Genomic DNA, 15373 nt, shown 5'->3' on the forward strand with positions numbered 1-15373 from the left:
TGTCCAATGTCGTTCCGCGTCGAAGCTGACTATCGGGCCGAATTCGAACGCCAACCGTCGCGACTCCTCCCCCTTGTCCGACGTTTTCCGATTGGAGCCGTCTTGCGCCTTCTGCGCCTACTCCTGCTCGCGCCCCTGGCAGCCGCGCTGTCGGCCTGCGACCTGGTCGTCCTAAAACCCGCAGGCGACGTCGCCCAGCAGCAGGGCGATCTGTTGATGGTGTCGACCCTGCTGATGCTGCTGATCATCGTGCCGGTGATGAGCCTGACCGTCTTCTTCGCCTGGAAATACCGGGCGTCGAACAAGGAGGCCGAATATCAGCCCGACTGGGACCACTCGACCCATCTGGAAGTCGTGATCTGGGCGGCGCCGCTGCTGATCATCATCTGCCTGGGCGCCCTGACCTGGGCGGGCACGCACCTTCTGGACCCCTATCGCCCGATCGATCGGATCAAGCCGGGGCAGGCCGTGGCCGAAAACGTCGAGCCCCTGCAGGTCAATGTGGTGGCCCTGGATTGGAAGTGGCTGTTCATCTATCCGCAGTACGGGGTGGCGACGGTCAATGAACTGGCTGCGCCGGTGGATCGTCCGATCCGGTTCCACATCACCTCCTCCTCGGTGATGAACTCCTTCTATATTCCGGCCCTGGCGGGCCAGATCTACGCCATGCCCGGCATGGAGACCAAGCTGCACGCCGTGATCAACCGGCCCGGCGACTATGAGGGCTTTTCGGCCAACTATTCGGGCGACGGCTTCTCGCACATGCGTTTCGTCTTCCACGGGGTCGATCAGGCCGGGTTCGACGGCTGGATCGCCGGCGTGCGGCGCGGCGGTCAGGCCTTGGACCGCGAGCGTTATCTGGAACTGGAAAAGCCCAGCGAGAAGGTCCCGGCCCTCTATTTCGCCAATGTCGAAGGCGGACTGTGGGACGCCATCCTCAATATGTGTGTCGAGCCCGGCAAGATGTGCATGGGCGAGATGATGCAGATCGACCGCAAGGGCGGCCTCACCATGGCTTCGGTGCGTAACACCATGCCGCTGGTCTACGACAAGTACGCCGGCCGCGGGAAGAACGCCGCCGTCTTCGGCTCCGACGACAGCTATGTGATGACCATCTGCACCCCCTTGCAGGCCGAGGCGGCCGCCGCAGAGCGTATTCGCCGCGCTGAATTGGATTCGGTCAGCGCCCCGGTCAGCCTGGCTCCTTTGATGGGGCAGGGCCTGTCGCTTCAGGGACAGCCGATGGCGGCGCTGTCCCGATCACAACAATCGACGGGGGCGGTTTCGACCGACGTCCGTTCCGCCCCCAACGCTTGAGCGAACACAGTCGATGAACGCTGACACCCTCATTCCCCTTATCTTCGGGCGGCTGACGCTCGAGGCCCTGCCGCACGAGCCCATCGTGCTGGCGACCATGGTCGTCGTCGTGCTCGGCGGGGCCGCCCTGGTCGGCGCCCTGACCTATTTCAAACTGTGGGGCTATCTCTGGAAGGAGTGGTTCACCACCGTGGACCACAAGAAGATCGGGATCATGTACATGATCCTGGGTCTGATCATGTTCGTGCGCGGCTTCGCCGACGCCATCATGATGCGCCTGCAACAGGCCATGGCCTTCGGCGGATCCGAGGGCTATCTGAACGCCCACCATTATGACCAGATTTTCACCGCCCACGGCGTGATCATGATCTTCTTCGTGGCCATGCCGCTGGTGACGGGCATCATGAACTATGTCGTGCCGCTCCAAATCGGCGCGCGCGACGTGTCCTTCCCCTTCCTGAACAACTTCAGCTTCTGGATGACGACGGCCGGCGCCGTCATCGTAATGGCCTCGCTCTTCGTCGGCGAGTTCGCCCGGACGGGCTGGCTGGCCTATCCGCCGCTGTCGGGGATCGGCTATAGCCCCGGCGTCGGCGTCGACTACTATATCTGGGCGCTTCAGATCGCGGGGGTGGGGACCACCCTGTCCGGGATCAACCTGATCGCCACCATCGTGAAGATGCGCGCGCCCGGCATGGGCATGATGAAGATGCCCGTCTTCACCTGGACTTCGCTGTGCACCAACGTGCTGATCGTGGCGTCCTTCCCGGTCCTGACCGCCGTCCTGGCCCTGCTGACGCTGGACCGTTACGTCGGCACCAACTTCTTCACGAACGACTTCGGCGGCAATCCGATGATGTACGTGAACCTGATCTGGATCTGGGGTCACCCGGAGGTCTACATCCTGATCCTGCCGCTGTTCGGGGTCTTCTCGGAGATCGCCTCGACCTTCTCGGGCAAGAAGCTGTTCGGCTACACCTCCATGGTCTACGCCACGGTCGTCATCACCATCCTGTCTTACCTGGTGTGGCTGCACCACTTCTTCACCATGGGCTCAGGCGCCTCGGTGAACTCCTTCTTCGGCATCACCACGATGATCATCTCGATCCCGACGGGCGCGAAGATCTTCAACTGGCTGTTCACCATGTATCGCGGCCGTATCCGCTTCGAACTGCCGATGATGTGGCTGGTCGCCTTCATGCTGACCTTCGTCATCGGCGGTATGACGGGCGTGCTGCTGGCGGTGCCGCCGGCCGACTTCGTGCTGCACAACTCGCTGTTCCTGATCGCCCACTTCCACAACGTCATCATCGGCGGGGTGTTGTTCGGCCTGTTCGCCGCCATCAACTTCTGGTGGCCCAAGGCCTTCGGCTTCAAGCTGGACAAGTTCTGGGGGATGGTGAGCTTCTGTTGCTGGGTGCCCGGCTTCTGGCTGGCCTTCGCGCCCCTGTACGTTCTGGGGCTGATGGGCGTGACGCGCCGGATGCGCGTGTTCGACGATCCGTCGCTGCAGATCTGGTTCGTGATCGCGGCCATCGGCGCGGGCGTCATCGCCCTGGGCATCGCCGCCATGTTCATCCAGTTCGCGGTCTCGATCATCAATCGCGACAAGCTGCGCGACACGACCGGCGACCCTTGGGGCGGCCGGACTCTGGAATGGGCGACCTCTTCGCCGCCGCCGGCCTATAACTTCGCCTCCACCCCCGTCGTCCATGACGCCGACGCCTGGTGGGACATGAAGAAGAAGAAGTATCAGCGCCCGCTGAGCGGCTACAAGGCCATTCACATGCCCTCGAACACGGGCGCCGGCGTCATCATCTCCGGCCTGTGCCTGGTGATGGGGCTGGCCCTGGTCTGGTACATCTGGTGGCTGGCGGCGCTAAGCTTCCTGGGCGTGCTGGCGGTCTCGATCGCCCATACTTTCAACTACAAGCGCGACTACTACATCCCTGCGGATGAGGTCCGCGCGACCGAAGAGGCGCGCACCCGCCTCCTGGCCGGAACGGAGGGCTGATCCATGAGCGCGACGGCGATCAAGATCGACGACCCGAACGTCTTCCACCTGGAAGAGGAGCCGCATCACGAGGAAGGCTCCAGCACCATGCTGGGCTTCTGGCTCTATCTGATGAGCGACTGCCTCATCTTCGCGATGCTGTTCGCCGTGTTCGGCGTCGTGGGGGGCAACTATGCCGCAGGTCCCGGACCGAAGGAGCTGTTCGACCTGGAGCTGGTAGCGGTCAACACCGCCATGCTGCTGTTCTCGTCGATCACCTACGGCTTCGCCATGCTGGCGATGGACAAGAACAAGACGCGCCAGACGCTGATCTGGCTCGCCGTCACTGGCCTGTTTGGTCTGGCCTTCCTGGGGATCGAGCTCTACGAGTTCGCCCACCTGATCCATGAAGGCGCGACGCCGCAACGCAGCGCCTTCCTGTCGGCCTTCTTCACCCTGGTCGGCACCCACGGCCTGCACGTGACCTTCGGCATCATCTGGCTGGTGACGCTGATGGTCCAGGTCAGCTGGAAGGGGCTGATCCCCGCCAACAAGCGCCGCCTGATGTGCCTGTCGATGTTCTGGCACTTCCTCGACGTCATCTGGATCGGCGTCTTCACCTTCGTCTATCTGCTGGGCATGGTTCGATGAGCGCCGACAAGAACGACCACTCGCCGGAGTCCCACGACACCGACCACCTGGGCCACGAGGGGCATAATCACGGCTCCTTCAAGAGCTATCTCATCGGGTTTGTGTTGTCGGTGATCCTGACGGCCATCCCCTTCTGGCTGGTCATGACCGGGGTCCTGCCGACCCAGGCCACCGCCCTGATCGTCATGGCCTTCGCCGTGGTGCAGATCGTGGTGCACATGATCTACTTCCTGCACATGAATTCGAAGTCCGAAGGGGGCTGGACCATGCTGGCCCTGATCTTCACGATCATCGTCGTGGTCATCGCCCTGTCGGGCTCGCTGTGGGTCATGTATCATTTGAACACCAATATGATGCCCTCCACCCATGACATGAGCCAGATGTCCTCCTGAGAGGACGGCTAGGAGACCGCCATCCAGGCCCGGCAGTCCATCGCGCGGCGTACTTCCCCGGTTCTCCTCTGGGCCGGGCTGGGGGCGGCCCTGCTGTTCGCCGGCTTCGTCGCCCTTGGCGTCTGGCAGCTCGAGCGGCTGAGGTGGAAGACCGAGCTGATCGCACAGGTGGACGCCCGGGTTCACGCCGCCCCTCAAGCGGCGCCGGGCCCCGCCGCCTGGGCGACGCTGTCTCAGGCCAATGATCAGTACCGACGGGTCATGGTCCGCGGCGTGTTCGATCATGGCCGCGAGACCCTGGTTCAGGCGGTGACCGACTATGGCGCCGGCTTCTGGGTTCTGACGCCGCTGCGAACGACGCAAGGCTTCACCGTTCTGGTCAACCGGGGCTTCGTTACCCCCGAGAGGCGCGCGCCCGAGACTCGAAGCGGCGCGCAGGTGGGCGGTCCGCAGACCGTCGTGGGTCTTTTGCGCGTCACCGAGCCCGGAGGCGGCTTTCTTCGCGCCAATGATCCCGGCGCGGGGCGCTGGTATTCGCGCGACGTCGCGGCCATTGCGGCGGCGCGCGGCCTGTCGAACGCCGCACCCTATTTCATCGACGCCGACGCCCGACCGAACCCGGATGGATGGCCGCGAGGCGGATTGACAGTTATCGCCTTTCCGAACTCTCATCTCGTCTACGCCCTCACCTGGTTCGGCATGGCCTTGCTGACCCTGGTCGGATACGGCGTCTTGGCGCGCGAAACGCGACGCCGACGGGCGGCGCCATGAACTCGGTCTTGCAGCGCCTGTTCGGAATGGGCGACTGGCGCGAGACGGCGGTGTCTCAGGAAGCCGTAAACCGCCGCAATCTTCGCCTTCTGGTGCAGTTGCGATGGCTGGCCGTGGCGGGACAGATCGCCACCGTCCTGATCGTCCACTTCGTCATGGGTATTCGGGTTCCGATCGGCTGGCTGCTGGTCGCCCCGGCCGGTCTGGTGGTGGTGAACCTAATCAGCATTCCATTGACCCAGAGGCGCGACGCCATATCCGATCAGGAGCTGATGCTGGCGCTTCTCGCCGACGTCGCCGCCCTGACGTGGCAACTGTTCCTGACCGGCGGCTCGACCAATCCGTTCGTCGCCCTTTATATTTTGCAGGTGGTTCTGGGCGCCGTGCTTCTGGCGCCGGCCTATGCCTGGTCGCTGATCGTCGTGACCAGCCTGTGTTTTGCAGGCTTGGGTCTGTTCAACCGCCCGCTCGACCTCCCTGCGGAGCATGGCGGGGGCTTAAGCCTCTATTTGGCGGGCGGTCTGATCTGTTTTCTGCTCATCGCGGTGCTGCTGGTGCTGTTCATCACCCGGATCACGGAGAATCTGAGAGCCAGGGACGCCTATCTTGCGGACATTCGGCAGCAGGCGACCGAGCGGGATCACATCGTTCGCATGGGGTTGCTCGCGTCCGGGGCGGCCCATGAGTTGGGGACGCCCCTGGCCTCTCTCTCGGTCATCCTCAGCGACTGGCGTCGCATGCCTCTGCTGAAGGCCAACGCCGATCTGACCCAGGACATGGAGGTGATGCAGGCCGAGGTGGAGCGCTGCAAATCCATTGTGACCGGCATTCTGATGTCGGCCGGAGAGGCGAGGGGACAGGCGCCGACCCAAACCACCCTAGTGCGATTTCTGCGCGAGGTCGCCGACGGCTGGGGCGCGCGGGACAGCCGCGTGAAGGTGGAGCTGACGCCGTGGAACGGACTCGATCCACGGATCATCGCCGACCCGGCCCTGCGACAGGTTCTGAGCGTCCTGTTCGACAATTCGGTCGAGGCGGGCGCGCGGCGGGTCATCGTCACGCCTACGGTGAGCGAAGGCTGTTTGCAGGTCACGCTGCGGGATAATGGGCCGGGCTTTCCCGCCACGGTTCTTGAGCGGCTGGGCAAGCCCTATAATACGACGAAGGATCGCCCTGGCGCGGGCCTGGGCCTGTTTCTGCTGGTCAATGTGATCCGCTCCCTCGGCGGCGTGGTCGAAGCGTCCAATCCCGCCGCAGGCGGGGGAGAGGTGCGGCTGACCGTCCCGATCGACGTCCTGGCGCCGGAGGATAATTCTGCTGGAGAACTTCCATGAGCGATGAAGCCCCCGTGCTGTTGATCGTCGAGGACGACGAGTCCTTTTCGCGCACCCTGCGGAAATCCTTCGAGCGTCGCGGCTACACCGTCGTCAGCGCCGACGGCCCCGACCAGATGGGCGAGGTTTTGAAGACGCATCGGCCCGGCTTCGCCGTAGTGGATCTGAAACTGGGGGGCGCCTCGGGCCTGGCCTGCGTCTCCACCCTGCATGCACTGGACCCCGAGATGAACATCGTCGTTCTGACCGGCTTCGCCAGTATCGCGACGGCGGTGGAGGCCATCAAACTGGGCGCCCGCCACTATCTGGCCAAGCCGGCCAGCACCGACGACATCGAGGCCGCCTTCGGCAAGGCCGCAGGCGACGCCGATACGCCGCTGACTACTCGCCCCACCTCCATCAAGACTCTGGAATGGGAACGCATTCACGAGACCCTGGCTGAGACCGATTTCAACATCTCAGAGGCCGCCCGCCGCCTTGGCATGCACCGCCGCACCCTGGCGCGAAAGCTGGAGAAACGCCGCGTCACCTGATCGACAGGCCGAGGTCGTCGCCGCATGCGAAAGGCGGCGGTGAGCGATCGGATGTGAAGGGAAGGGGGCGCCGCCGATCTCGTCGGCGACTAATCCCGAGTGGCTCCGCGGGTAGGATTCGAACCTACGACCAGCCGATTAACAGTCGGCTGCTCTACCACTGAGCTACCGCGGAACTGCTCGGGAGGCGGGCCTATAGCAGCGGCCGTTCGATTCGTGCAATGGGGAAAATGACGAATGCGCACGATCTCCATCCATGACCCTGACGATCCGAGGATCGCCGGCTTTCGCCACATCCGCGAACGGGACCTGACCGGCCGAGAGGGACTGTTCGTGGCCGAGGGCGAGGTGGTTTTGCGCGTTCTGGCCTCCGCCGCTTCACGCTGTCGTCCACGCGCGATCCTGCTGGCGCAGAAGCGCGTCGAGGCGCTGGCGGACGTGATTGCGAGCCTTCCGGCCGACGTTCCCGTCTATGCGGCGCCCCAGGTGGTGCTTGACGGGATCGCGGGCTTCGCCCTGCACCGCGGCATCCTGGCCCTGGGGGAGAAGCCGGCGACGGCTTCCGTCGAGGCCCTGCTGTGCGACGTGCGAGCGGATGATGTGTTCGTCGTGGCCTGCGGCGTCGGCAATCACGACAATATGGGCGGCCTGTTCCGCAATGCGGCCGCCTTTGGCGCGCGGGCGGTTCTTCTGGACGACCTCTGTTGCGACCCCTTCTATCGCAAGGCCATTCGGGTTTCCGTCGGGGCCGTGCTGCGAACCCCATTCGCCGTGGGAACCAGGGCGTCAGCCTTGGTCGAGGCGCTTCGAGCGGCCGGCGTCGAGGTGCTGGCGCTGACGCCCTCGGCGACCGAGCGATTGGCCGACTATCGTCGCAGCGGACCGGTGGCCGTCGTGTTGGGATCCGAAGGGCCGGGCCTGCCCCCAGAGGTGATCGGTCGATGCCGGGCGGTCGGCGTTCCCATGGCGGGCGGCTTTGATTCGCTGAACGTCGCGGCGACCAGCGCCCTGGCTCTGTATCAGATGACCTCGAACGGAGATCACCCAGAGTTTAAGCGTTAACCTTCTATTCACCTTGCGTGTCGAACGAAGTTGTGGCGACCATCAGCCTGCTGGGGGGCTGATCATGAATCTTCTGTACTTTCTGAACAGGAACGCCAGGGTCGCTCTGGCTATCGCCTTGGGTGTCGCCGCCTTGGGCGCGGCCGGTGCGATCGGGTGGATCACCGCACCGGTCTGATTCGGATCGGCGGCTGAGACAAAAGGGGCGCGAACCGTGCGGTTCGCGCCCCTTTTCAGTGCAGCGTCTCTTCGCGATGGAGGCCTGACCGGGAATCGAACCCGGGTGCAAGGATTTGCAGTCCTCTGCGTCACCACTCCGCCATCAGGCCGCTGTGATCCCCGATCACTCGGGGGCGGTCATCGCGAGGGGCGTTCGCTATCAGATCGGATTGTCCGCTGCAACGCACGGAACTATAAGCACGCGATAATTCCTCTCCCCCTCCCGTTTGAAGGCTGACCACAGATGGATTTCACTGCCGAGCGCAAGGCCATGGTCGATTCCCAGGTTCGCGTGAACGATGTCACCAGCCATGAGATCCACAAGGCGATGATGGCGGTGCCGCGCGAGAACTATTGCGCGCCAGACCGGATCTTCGCCGCCTATTCGGATGCTGAGGTCGAGATCGCGGCCGACCGTCGATTGATGCCGGCGCGGGATTTGTCGAAACTGCTTCAGGCCGCCGACGCCCGCGAGGGCGAAAAGGCCCTGGCCATAGCGGCGCCCTATGCTGCGGCGGTGCTAGCGCGCATGGGCTTGACGGTGACGGCTCAGGAAGCCGAACAGGCGGTGTTCGACGTTGTCGGGGCGGCTTTGGAGGCGGAAGGCGTCGCGACGGCCCTGGCCCCGCTGAGCCGACCGGTCGGCGAGGGCTGGGATCTGATCGTCTGCGAAGGCGGCGTCGCCGCCCTGCCGGACGCCTGGGGCGCCGCCCTGCGGATCGGCGGTCGGATGGTTCTGGTCGAGCGTCGCGGCGCTATCGGCAAGGCGGCCCTCTACACCAAGGGCCGAGAAGGGCTGTCTCGCCGCGAACTGTTCGATTCGTCGCCGGCCCTCCTGGCGGAACTGACGCCGGCGCCCAGTTTCGCCCTGTGAAACCGACGGTAAGCCCGGGTGCAGCCTGGACTCGGCGGTGAGCGTGAAAAAAACTTAACTGGCGTGGAACGGGCGGAAGCCGCAGTTACGCTGAAGAACATCGGACGCTCGCGGGGGCGTCAGGCAAGGACGGACAATGTTGAAACGCTCGCGTACCCTGGCTTCGGCCGCTGTGGTTGCTCTCGTGACCGGACTGGGCGCGCCCGCCTGGGCTGAAACCCTCCAGGATGCGATCGCCCTGGCCTATCGCACCAATCCGAACCTGCTGGCGCAACGCGCCAACCAGCGGGCTTTGGACGAGACGGTCGTTCAGGCGCGGTCGGGCCTGCGGCCGACGCTCAGCGGTTCGGTGGGGGCCAGCTACACCCGCAACGACTTTCCGACCGTGACCCAGTTCGTCGACACCAACAACGACGGCGTGCCCGACACCCAGGTCTCCAGCTCCTCGAGCGAGAGCGACGGCGCCACGGCTGGGGTCAGCCTGTCCCAGAACATCTGGACGGCGGGACGCAGCGCCCTGGCGATCGACCAGGCCCGCGCCGGGGTGTTGGCGGGCCGGGAGACCCTGCGCGGTACCGAACAGTCGGTCATGCTGGCGGTGATCCAGGCCTATGTGAACGTCACCCGCGACATGGAGATCCTGCGTATTCGCGAGGAGAATCTGTCGGTTCTTCAGCGCCAGCTGGAAGAGACCAGCGCACGGTTCGAGGTGGGGGAGATCACCCGCACCGACGTGGCCCAGGCCGAAGCCTCCCTGGCTCAGTCGCAGGCCGACCTGGCCAGCGCGCGGGCGCAACTGTCGACCTCGCGCGCCGCTTATGCCGCCGTGGTGGGCCAGTCGCCGACCGACCTGGAGGCCGCCCCCGTCCTGCCGACGATTCCGGCCGATTTCGACGCCGCCATGGAGGTGGCCCTGGCGCGCAACCCCGGTCTTCTGGCGGCGCAATACCGGCTTCAGCAGGCCGAGGCGGCGGTGGCGGCGGCGCGCGCCGAATATCTGCCTTCCATTCGCGCGACAGCCTCCTACGGCGGTACGGCGACCGACCTCAGCAATCTGGATGAGCTGGCGGATCGCCGCAGCTTTACGGCCGGCGCTACCCTGTCGGTGCCGCTGTTCACCGGCGGCCTGAACCGTTCGCGGGTCGCCCAGTCTCTGGAACAGGCCAACGCCGCCCAGATCGCCATCGAGGCCGAACGGCGCACCATCCTGCAGAACGTCAGTTCCGCCTACGCCCAGGTTCTGTCCACACGGGCGAACGTCACCGCGGGGAACGAGGCGGTTCGCGCCGCCTCCGTCGCCGCCGAGGGCGTGCGGCAGGAGGCCCAGGTGGGCCTTCGCACCACTCTGGACGTGCTGAACCAGGAAGTGGCTCTGCGCTCGGCCCAGACCGCCCTGGCCAGCGCGCGTGCGGCCGAATATGTCGCCCGCGCCTCGCTCCTGTCGGCCATGGGACAGTTGGAAGGGCCTGCCCTGAACCCGACGCTGGAAGCCTATGACGCCAAGGCCAACTACGACCGCGTGCGCAATCGCGGGGCCTTGCCCTGGGACGGCGTGATCGAGGCGCTGGACCGGGTGGCCTCGCCGCCCGTCGTGGACGCTGACGATGCGCCCGACGCCCCGATCGACGCCCAGCTGAAAAGCGAAGTTGTCGAGACGGCGCCGCAGAATTGAGCGTCTGATCAGCCTTCAAGCCTAAAACGCCCGTTGATTCCGGCGGGCGTTGGTGCGACGACAAACGGGCGACCGGGGGGATCAGCAGTCTTTTCGGGGCGTGTCGCGACGTCTGGCGTCGTGTCTCAGTTTGTTCCAGGTCTCTCCAAGGTTTAGCCATGACCGATCAGCCCGCGCAGGAACCGACCATGGAGGAGATCCTGGCGTCTATTCGCCGGATCATCTCCGAAGACGAGGCGCCGGCGGAAACCCCCGCTGCTGCGGCGGCGGAGCCGCAAGCCGCCCCCGAACCGGAACCCCAGCCGGAGCCTGAGCCGGAACCGGCCGAGACCATCTTCGCCGCCCAGCCGGAGCCGGTCGCCGAAGCCGAGCCCCAACCAGCGGCTGCGGAAGAAGACGTTCTCGAGCTGACCGAGCTTTATGAAGCGCCGCCTGCCGCCGAGAGCATCGGCGATCTGGATGTGGTCGAAGCCGTTGAAGAGGCCCCTGCCGCGACGGAGCCGGCGCCTGCGGCGTCCAGCGGCTATGACGCCTTGGTCGGCGAAAGCGCCGCCGCCAGCGCCGCCTCGGCCTTTGCGGGCTTGGCGGCCAGCTTCAAGAAGCCGGAGGCCGCGCCTGCGCCGGCGGGAGGCGACATGAGCTTCGTCAGCGGCAATACGGTCGAGGCCATGGTGGCGGAAATGCTGCGTCCGCTGCTCAAGGACTGGCTGGACAACAATCTGCCGGGGATCGTCCAGGCGGCGGTACAGAGGGAAGTCGAACGCATCGCGCGCAGCGCCTAGCCCTTCGCTTCACCTCAGACTATCGAGGGGCGGCTCCTGAAGGGGCCGCCCTTTGTCATTCAAGGCCGCGCCCTGGCCGCACGACAACGATCAAAGAAGACCCATGCTCGAGAAGACCTTCGAACCCCAGGCCGCCGAACCCCGCCTGTACGCCCAGTGGGAAGAGAGCGGCCTGTTCGCGCCCCGCACGGAAGGGGCAGAGGGCGCCTATTCGATCGTCATTCCGCCGCCGAATGTGACGGGCAGCCTGCACATCGGCCATGCGCTGAACAATACGCTCCAGGACATCCTGGCCCGCTATCACCGGATGAAGGGCAAGGCGGTGCTGTGGCTGCCGGGTACGGACCACGCCGGTATCGCGACCCAGATGGTGGTCGAGCGTCAGCTGGCCGCCGCCGGAAACGTCGGGCGGCGCGACATGGGCCGCGACGCCTTCATCGACAAGGTCTGGGAATGGAAGGCTGAGAGCGGCGGGACCATCGTGCGCCAGCTGCGCCGCCTGGGGGCCTCGTGCGACTGGTCGCGCGAGCGGTTCACCCTGGACGAGGGGCTGAACGCGGCCGTGCGCAAGGTCTTCGTGCAACTGCACAAGGAGGGCCTGATCTATCGCGACAAGCGGCTGGTGAACTGGGATCCGCATTTCCAGACCGCCATCTCGGACCTGGAGGTCGAGCAGCGCGAGGTGGACGGCGCCTATTGGCATTTCGCCTATCCGCTGGCGGACGGCGTCACCTACGAACACCCCGTCGCCTTTGACGAGGACGGCGAGGCGACGGAATGGGAGACGCGCGACTTCATCGTGGTGGCGACGACCCGGCCCGAGACGATGCTGGGCGACACCGGCGTGGCCGTTCATCCGGAGGATGAGCGGTACAAGGGGCTGGTCGGCAAGTTCGTGACCCTGCCGATCACCGGACGCCGTATTCCCGTTGTGGCTGATGAGTATGCTGACCCGACCAAGGGCTCGGGCGCGGTCAAGATCACCCCGGCGCATGATTTCAACGACTTCGGCGTCGGCAAGCGCGCCGGCCTGCCGGCCCTGAACGTCATGGACGCCTTCGCCCGGATCGTCGCCGACGACGTGCCGGAAATCCCGGCCGAATACGTCGGCATGGACCGCTTCGCCGCGCGCAAGGCCATCGTGGCTCGCGCCGAGGAAGAGGGCTGGCTGCGCGAGATCGAGAAGACCAAGCATGTGGTGCCGCACGGCGACCGTTCCGGCGTGGTCATCGAGCCCTGGCTGACGGACCAGTGGTACGTCGACGCCAAGGTCCTGGCCCAGCCCGCGCTGAAGGCGGTGGAGCAGGGCGAGACGGTGTTCGAGCCGAAGTCGTACGAGAAGATTTATTTCGAATGGCTGAGGAATATCGAACCCTGGTGCATCAGCCGCCAGCTATGGTGGGGCCACCGGATCCCGGCCTGGTACGGTCCGAACGGCGAGATCTATGTCGCCGAGACGGAAGAAGACGCCCGCGAACTGGCGATGGCGGACTATGATTCCGAGGTCGCCCTGACCCAGGACGAGGACGTGCTGGACACCTGGTTCTCCTCGGCCCTGTGGCCGTTCTCGACCATGGGCTGGCCCGAGAAGACCGAGGATCTGGAGCGGTTCTATCCGACCAGCGATCTGGTCACGGCGGCGGACATCATCTTCTTCTGGGTCGCCCGGATGATGATGATGGGCCTGCACTTCATGGACGAGGTCCCGTTCAAGCGGGTCATCATCAACGGCCTGGTCCGCGACGAGAAGGGCCAGAAGATGTCAAAGTCCAAGGGGAACGTCATCGACCCCCTGGGCATCATCGATGAGCTGGGCGCCGATCCCTTGCGCTTCACCATGGCCATCCTGTCTGGCACGCGCGACATCAAGCTGTCGAAGCAGCGGATCGAGGGATACCGCAACTTCGGCACCAAGCTGTGGAACGCGGCCCGGTTCAGCCAGATGAACGGCTGCGCCCGCGTCAAGGGCTTCGATCCCGCGACCGTCGAACAGACGATCAACCGCTGGATCCGGGGCGAACTGACCAAGGCCGAGCGGGCCGTGTCGGAGGCCATCGAGGGCGGGCGGTTCGACGATGCGGCCGGGGCGCTGTACCGGTTCGTCTGGAACGTCTTCTGCGACTGGTATCTGGAGCTGGCCAAGCCGATCTTCCAGGGCTCGGACGAGGCCGCAAAGGCCGAAACGCGAGCCATGACGGCCTGGACCCTGGACCAGACGCTGAAGCTGCTGCACCCGGTCATGCCCTTCATCACCGAGGAGCTGTGGGCCGAGCTGGGCAAGGAGGGGCCGGCGCGTGAGACCCTGCTGATCGGCGCCGAATGGCCGGTGCTGCCGGACGGCTTCATCGAAGCCTCGGCCGAGGCCGAGATCGGCTGGCTGGTCGATCTGGTCGGCGAAATCCGGGGGCTGCGGGCCGAGATGAATGTGCCGCCGTCGGCCAAGCCGCCGTTGGCCTTCGTCGCGCTGGACGCAGCCACGGCCGAGCGAATCGCGCGCCATCGCGACCTGATCCTGACCCTAGGTCGCGTGTCCGAGGTCGGATCGGCGGAGGCCGCGCCGACGGGGGCCGTGACCTTCGTCTCGGGCGGATCGACGGCGGCCCTGTCGCTGGCGGGGATCATCGACCTGACCGCCGAACGGGCGCGGTTGGAAAAGGAGATCGCCGTCTTTGACGCCGATATCGGCCATGTGAACAAGAAGCTGGGCAATCCCAACTTCGTGTCGCGCGCCGCGGCCGAAGTGGTCGAGGAGCAGCGCGCCAAACTGGCCGAGGCCGAGGCGGGCAAGGTCAAGCTGCTGGCGGCGCTGGCGCGGCTCAGCGAGATCGGATGACCCAATCCTCTCCCGCGGGGGGAGGAGGACCGCGAAGCGGTGGAGGGGGCTCGATCCAAGGCTGGTGTCCGGGGCGGGGCCCCTCCACCACGCTGCGCGCGGTCCCCCTCCCCCGATGGGGGAGGATTTAGATGCGTATCGACCAACTGCTCGTCGCGCGGGGACTGTTTGACACCCGTTCCCGCGCCCGCGCCGCCATTGAGGCGGGGCGGGTGAAGGCGGATGGGCGCGTCGTGGCCAAGCCCTCGGAGCAGATCGCCGAGGAGGCCGAAATCGAGGCGGAACCGGCCCACCGCTGGGTCGGGCGCGGGGCGCTGAAGCTGGATCACGCCTTGACCGTCTGGCCTGTGGCGATCGAGGGGCGGGTGGTGCTGGACGTCGGCGCCTCGACCGGCGGCTTTACCGAGGTCTGCCTGGAGCGCGGGGCGGCCAAGGTGTTCGCGGTCGATGTCGGGTTTGGGCAGATGCACGACCGGGTGGCGGCCGATCCGCGCGTGGTCAATCTGGAGCGGACGGACGCGCGCGATCTGACGCGCGACCTGATTCCGGAGGCGCCGTCTGTGATCGTGTGCGACGCCAGCTTCATCAGCCTGAGCAAGGTGCTGCCCGCCGCCCTGGATCTTGCGGCGCCCGGCGCGGATCTGGTCACGCTGGTGAAGCCGCAGTTCGAGGCGGACGGTCCCGGCGCCGGCAAGAAGGGCGTGGTCAAGGATCCGGCCGCCCACGCCGCCGCTGTGGAGCGCGTCAGGGATTGGTTGGAGGCCCTGGGTTGGGCCGTCCAGGCGACGACCGAAAGCCCGATCACCGGCGGCGACGGCAATGTCGAGTTCCTGCTCTGGGCCAATCAGCCAGGCTAAACAGCCCTAAGCCGCGCGAAGCGTTGGAGCCCTCCTAGCGCCGGCTCAAATAGGCCAAAGGCCGGTAGCCCCTCAAAAATGAG

Annotated in this window: 13 protein-coding genes and 2 tRNA genes; 13 read left to right on the forward strand and 2 right to left on the reverse strand. The window is 65.7% G+C overall.

What is annotated here, in order from left to right; all coding sequences use genetic code 11:
- The first annotated feature begins 102 nt into the window (after nt 1-102).
- The 7 genes from cyoA to GGQ93_RS04725 all read left to right on the forward strand — a co-directional run bounded on the left by cyoA (nt 103) and on the right by GGQ93_RS04725 (nt 6991).
- A complete protein-coding gene (gene cyoA, locus GGQ93_RS04695; RefSeq protein WP_183215435.1) occupies nt 103-1317 on the forward strand; it encodes a ubiquinol oxidase subunit II in 1215 nt (404 codons plus the stop codon).
- Between the two features lie 13 nt (nt 1318-1330).
- Nucleotides 1331-3331, forward strand: a complete 2001-nt coding sequence (cyoB, locus tag GGQ93_RS04700) for a cytochrome o ubiquinol oxidase subunit I (protein ID WP_054765836.1) — start codon at nt 1331-1333, stop codon at nt 3329-3331.
- 3 nt (nt 3332-3334) lie between these two features.
- Nucleotides 3335-3961 (forward strand): cytochrome o ubiquinol oxidase subunit III, encoded by a 627-nt coding sequence (gene cyoC / locus GGQ93_RS04705; RefSeq protein ID WP_054765835.1) that lies wholly within the window; start codon nt 3335-3337, stop codon nt 3959-3961.
- Nucleotides 3958-4353: a cytochrome o ubiquinol oxidase subunit IV gene (cyoD, locus tag GGQ93_RS04710; RefSeq protein WP_152950309.1), complete on the forward strand. Its 396-nt coding sequence runs from the start codon at nt 3958-3960 to the stop codon at nt 4351-4353. Before cyoC ends, cyoD begins: the two co-directional genes overlap by 4 nt.
- Nucleotides 4354-4446: 93 nt before the next feature.
- Entirely contained in the window at nt 4447-5124 is a 678-nt protein-coding gene (locus GGQ93_RS04715) for an SURF1 family protein (protein ID WP_311734591.1), read from the forward strand.
- Nucleotides 5121-6458: an ATP-binding protein gene (locus tag GGQ93_RS04720; protein ID WP_183215438.1), complete on the forward strand. Its 1338-nt coding sequence runs from the start codon at nt 5121-5123 to the stop codon at nt 6456-6458. The genes GGQ93_RS04715 and GGQ93_RS04720 overlap by 4 nt, the downstream gene beginning before the upstream one ends.
- Entirely contained in the window at nt 6455-6991 is a 537-nt protein-coding gene (locus GGQ93_RS04725) for a response regulator transcription factor (RefSeq protein ID WP_054765832.1), read from the forward strand. The genes GGQ93_RS04720 and GGQ93_RS04725 overlap by 4 nt, the downstream gene beginning before the upstream one ends.
- 100 nt (nt 6992-7091) lie before the next feature.
- Here the strand turns inward: GGQ93_RS04725 and GGQ93_RS04730 are convergent.
- A tRNA-Asn gene (locus GGQ93_RS04730) sits at nt 7092-7166 on the reverse strand.
- Nucleotides 7167-7228: 62 nt separating this feature from the next.
- On the opposite strand from GGQ93_RS04730, the gene GGQ93_RS04735 reads away from it, so the two are divergent.
- A complete protein-coding gene (locus tag GGQ93_RS04735) occupies nt 7229-8053 on the forward strand; it encodes a TrmH family RNA methyltransferase (protein WP_183215440.1) in 825 nt (274 codons plus the stop codon).
- 255 nt (nt 8054-8308) lie between these two features.
- On the opposite strand, the gene GGQ93_RS04740 is transcribed toward GGQ93_RS04735, so the two are convergent.
- Nucleotides 8309-8382: transfer RNA gene (locus tag GGQ93_RS04740), tRNA-Cys, on the reverse strand.
- Nucleotides 8383-8516: 134 nt separating this feature from the next.
- On the opposite strand from GGQ93_RS04740, the gene GGQ93_RS04745 reads away from it, so the two are divergent.
- The 5 genes from GGQ93_RS04745 to GGQ93_RS04765 all read left to right on the forward strand — a co-directional run bounded on the left by GGQ93_RS04745 (nt 8517) and on the right by GGQ93_RS04765 (nt 15290).
- Nucleotides 8517-9146, forward strand: coding sequence for a protein-L-isoaspartate O-methyltransferase family protein (locus GGQ93_RS04745; protein ID WP_183215442.1), 630 nt, complete (start codon nt 8517-8519; stop codon nt 9144-9146).
- A gap of 136 nt (nt 9147-9282) precedes the next feature.
- Nucleotides 9283-10818, forward strand: coding sequence for a TolC family outer membrane protein (locus GGQ93_RS04750; protein WP_054765829.1), 1536 nt, complete (start codon nt 9283-9285; stop codon nt 10816-10818).
- 158 nt (nt 10819-10976) lie between these two features.
- Nucleotides 10977-11600: a DUF2497 domain-containing protein gene (locus tag GGQ93_RS04755; RefSeq protein ID WP_054765828.1), complete on the forward strand. Its 624-nt coding sequence runs from the start codon at nt 10977-10979 to the stop codon at nt 11598-11600.
- Nucleotides 11601-11703: 103 nt separating this feature from the next.
- Nucleotides 11704-14433 (forward strand): valine--tRNA ligase, encoded by a 2730-nt coding sequence (locus GGQ93_RS04760; protein WP_183215444.1) that lies wholly within the window; start codon nt 11704-11706, stop codon nt 14431-14433.
- Nucleotides 14434-14564: 131 nt separating this feature from the next.
- The gene (locus GGQ93_RS04765; protein ID WP_183215446.1) at nt 14565-15290 is read left to right on the forward strand and encodes a TlyA family RNA methyltransferase; all 726 of its coding nucleotides are present in this window, start codon (nt 14565-14567) and stop codon (nt 15288-15290) included.
- Nucleotides 15291-15373 lie beyond the last annotated feature (83 nt).

The organism is Brevundimonas aurantiaca (assembly GCF_014199955.1).
Lineage (GTDB): Bacteria > Pseudomonadota > Alphaproteobacteria > Caulobacterales > Caulobacteraceae > Brevundimonas > Brevundimonas aurantiaca.

Bases quoted from the DNA above. Each gene is read 5' to 3' on its own strand.
- cyoB (WP_054765836.1), top strand. From the start codon at position 1,331: ATGAACGCTGACACCCTCATTCCCCTTATCTTCGGGCGGCTGACGCTC.
- cyoC (WP_054765835.1), top strand. From the start codon at position 3,335: ATGAGCGCGACGGCGATCAAGATCGACGACCCGAACGTCTTCCACCTG.
- cyoD (WP_152950309.1), top strand. From the start codon at position 3,958: ATGAGCGCCGACAAGAACGACCACTCGCCGGAGTCCCACGACACCGAC.
- GGQ93_RS04720 (WP_183215438.1), top strand. From the start codon at position 5,121: ATGAACTCGGTCTTGCAGCGCCTGTTCGGAATGGGCGACTGGCGCGAG.
- GGQ93_RS04725 (WP_054765832.1), top strand. From the start codon at position 6,455: ATGAGCGATGAAGCCCCCGTGCTGTTGATCGTCGAGGACGACGAGTCC.
- GGQ93_RS04735 (WP_183215440.1), top strand. From the start codon at position 7,229: ATGCGCACGATCTCCATCCATGACCCTGACGATCCGAGGATCGCCGGC.
- GGQ93_RS04745 (WP_183215442.1), top strand. From the start codon at position 8,517: ATGGATTTCACTGCCGAGCGCAAGGCCATGGTCGATTCCCAGGTTCGC.
- GGQ93_RS04750 (WP_054765829.1), top strand. From the start codon at position 9,283: ATGTTGAAACGCTCGCGTACCCTGGCTTCGGCCGCTGTGGTTGCTCTC.
- GGQ93_RS04755 (WP_054765828.1), top strand. From the start codon at position 10,977: ATGACCGATCAGCCCGCGCAGGAACCGACCATGGAGGAGATCCTGGCG.
- GGQ93_RS04760 (WP_183215444.1), top strand. From the start codon at position 11,704: ATGCTCGAGAAGACCTTCGAACCCCAGGCCGCCGAACCCCGCCTGTAC.
- GGQ93_RS04765 (WP_183215446.1), top strand. From the start codon at position 14,565: ATGCGTATCGACCAACTGCTCGTCGCGCGGGGACTGTTTGACACCCGT.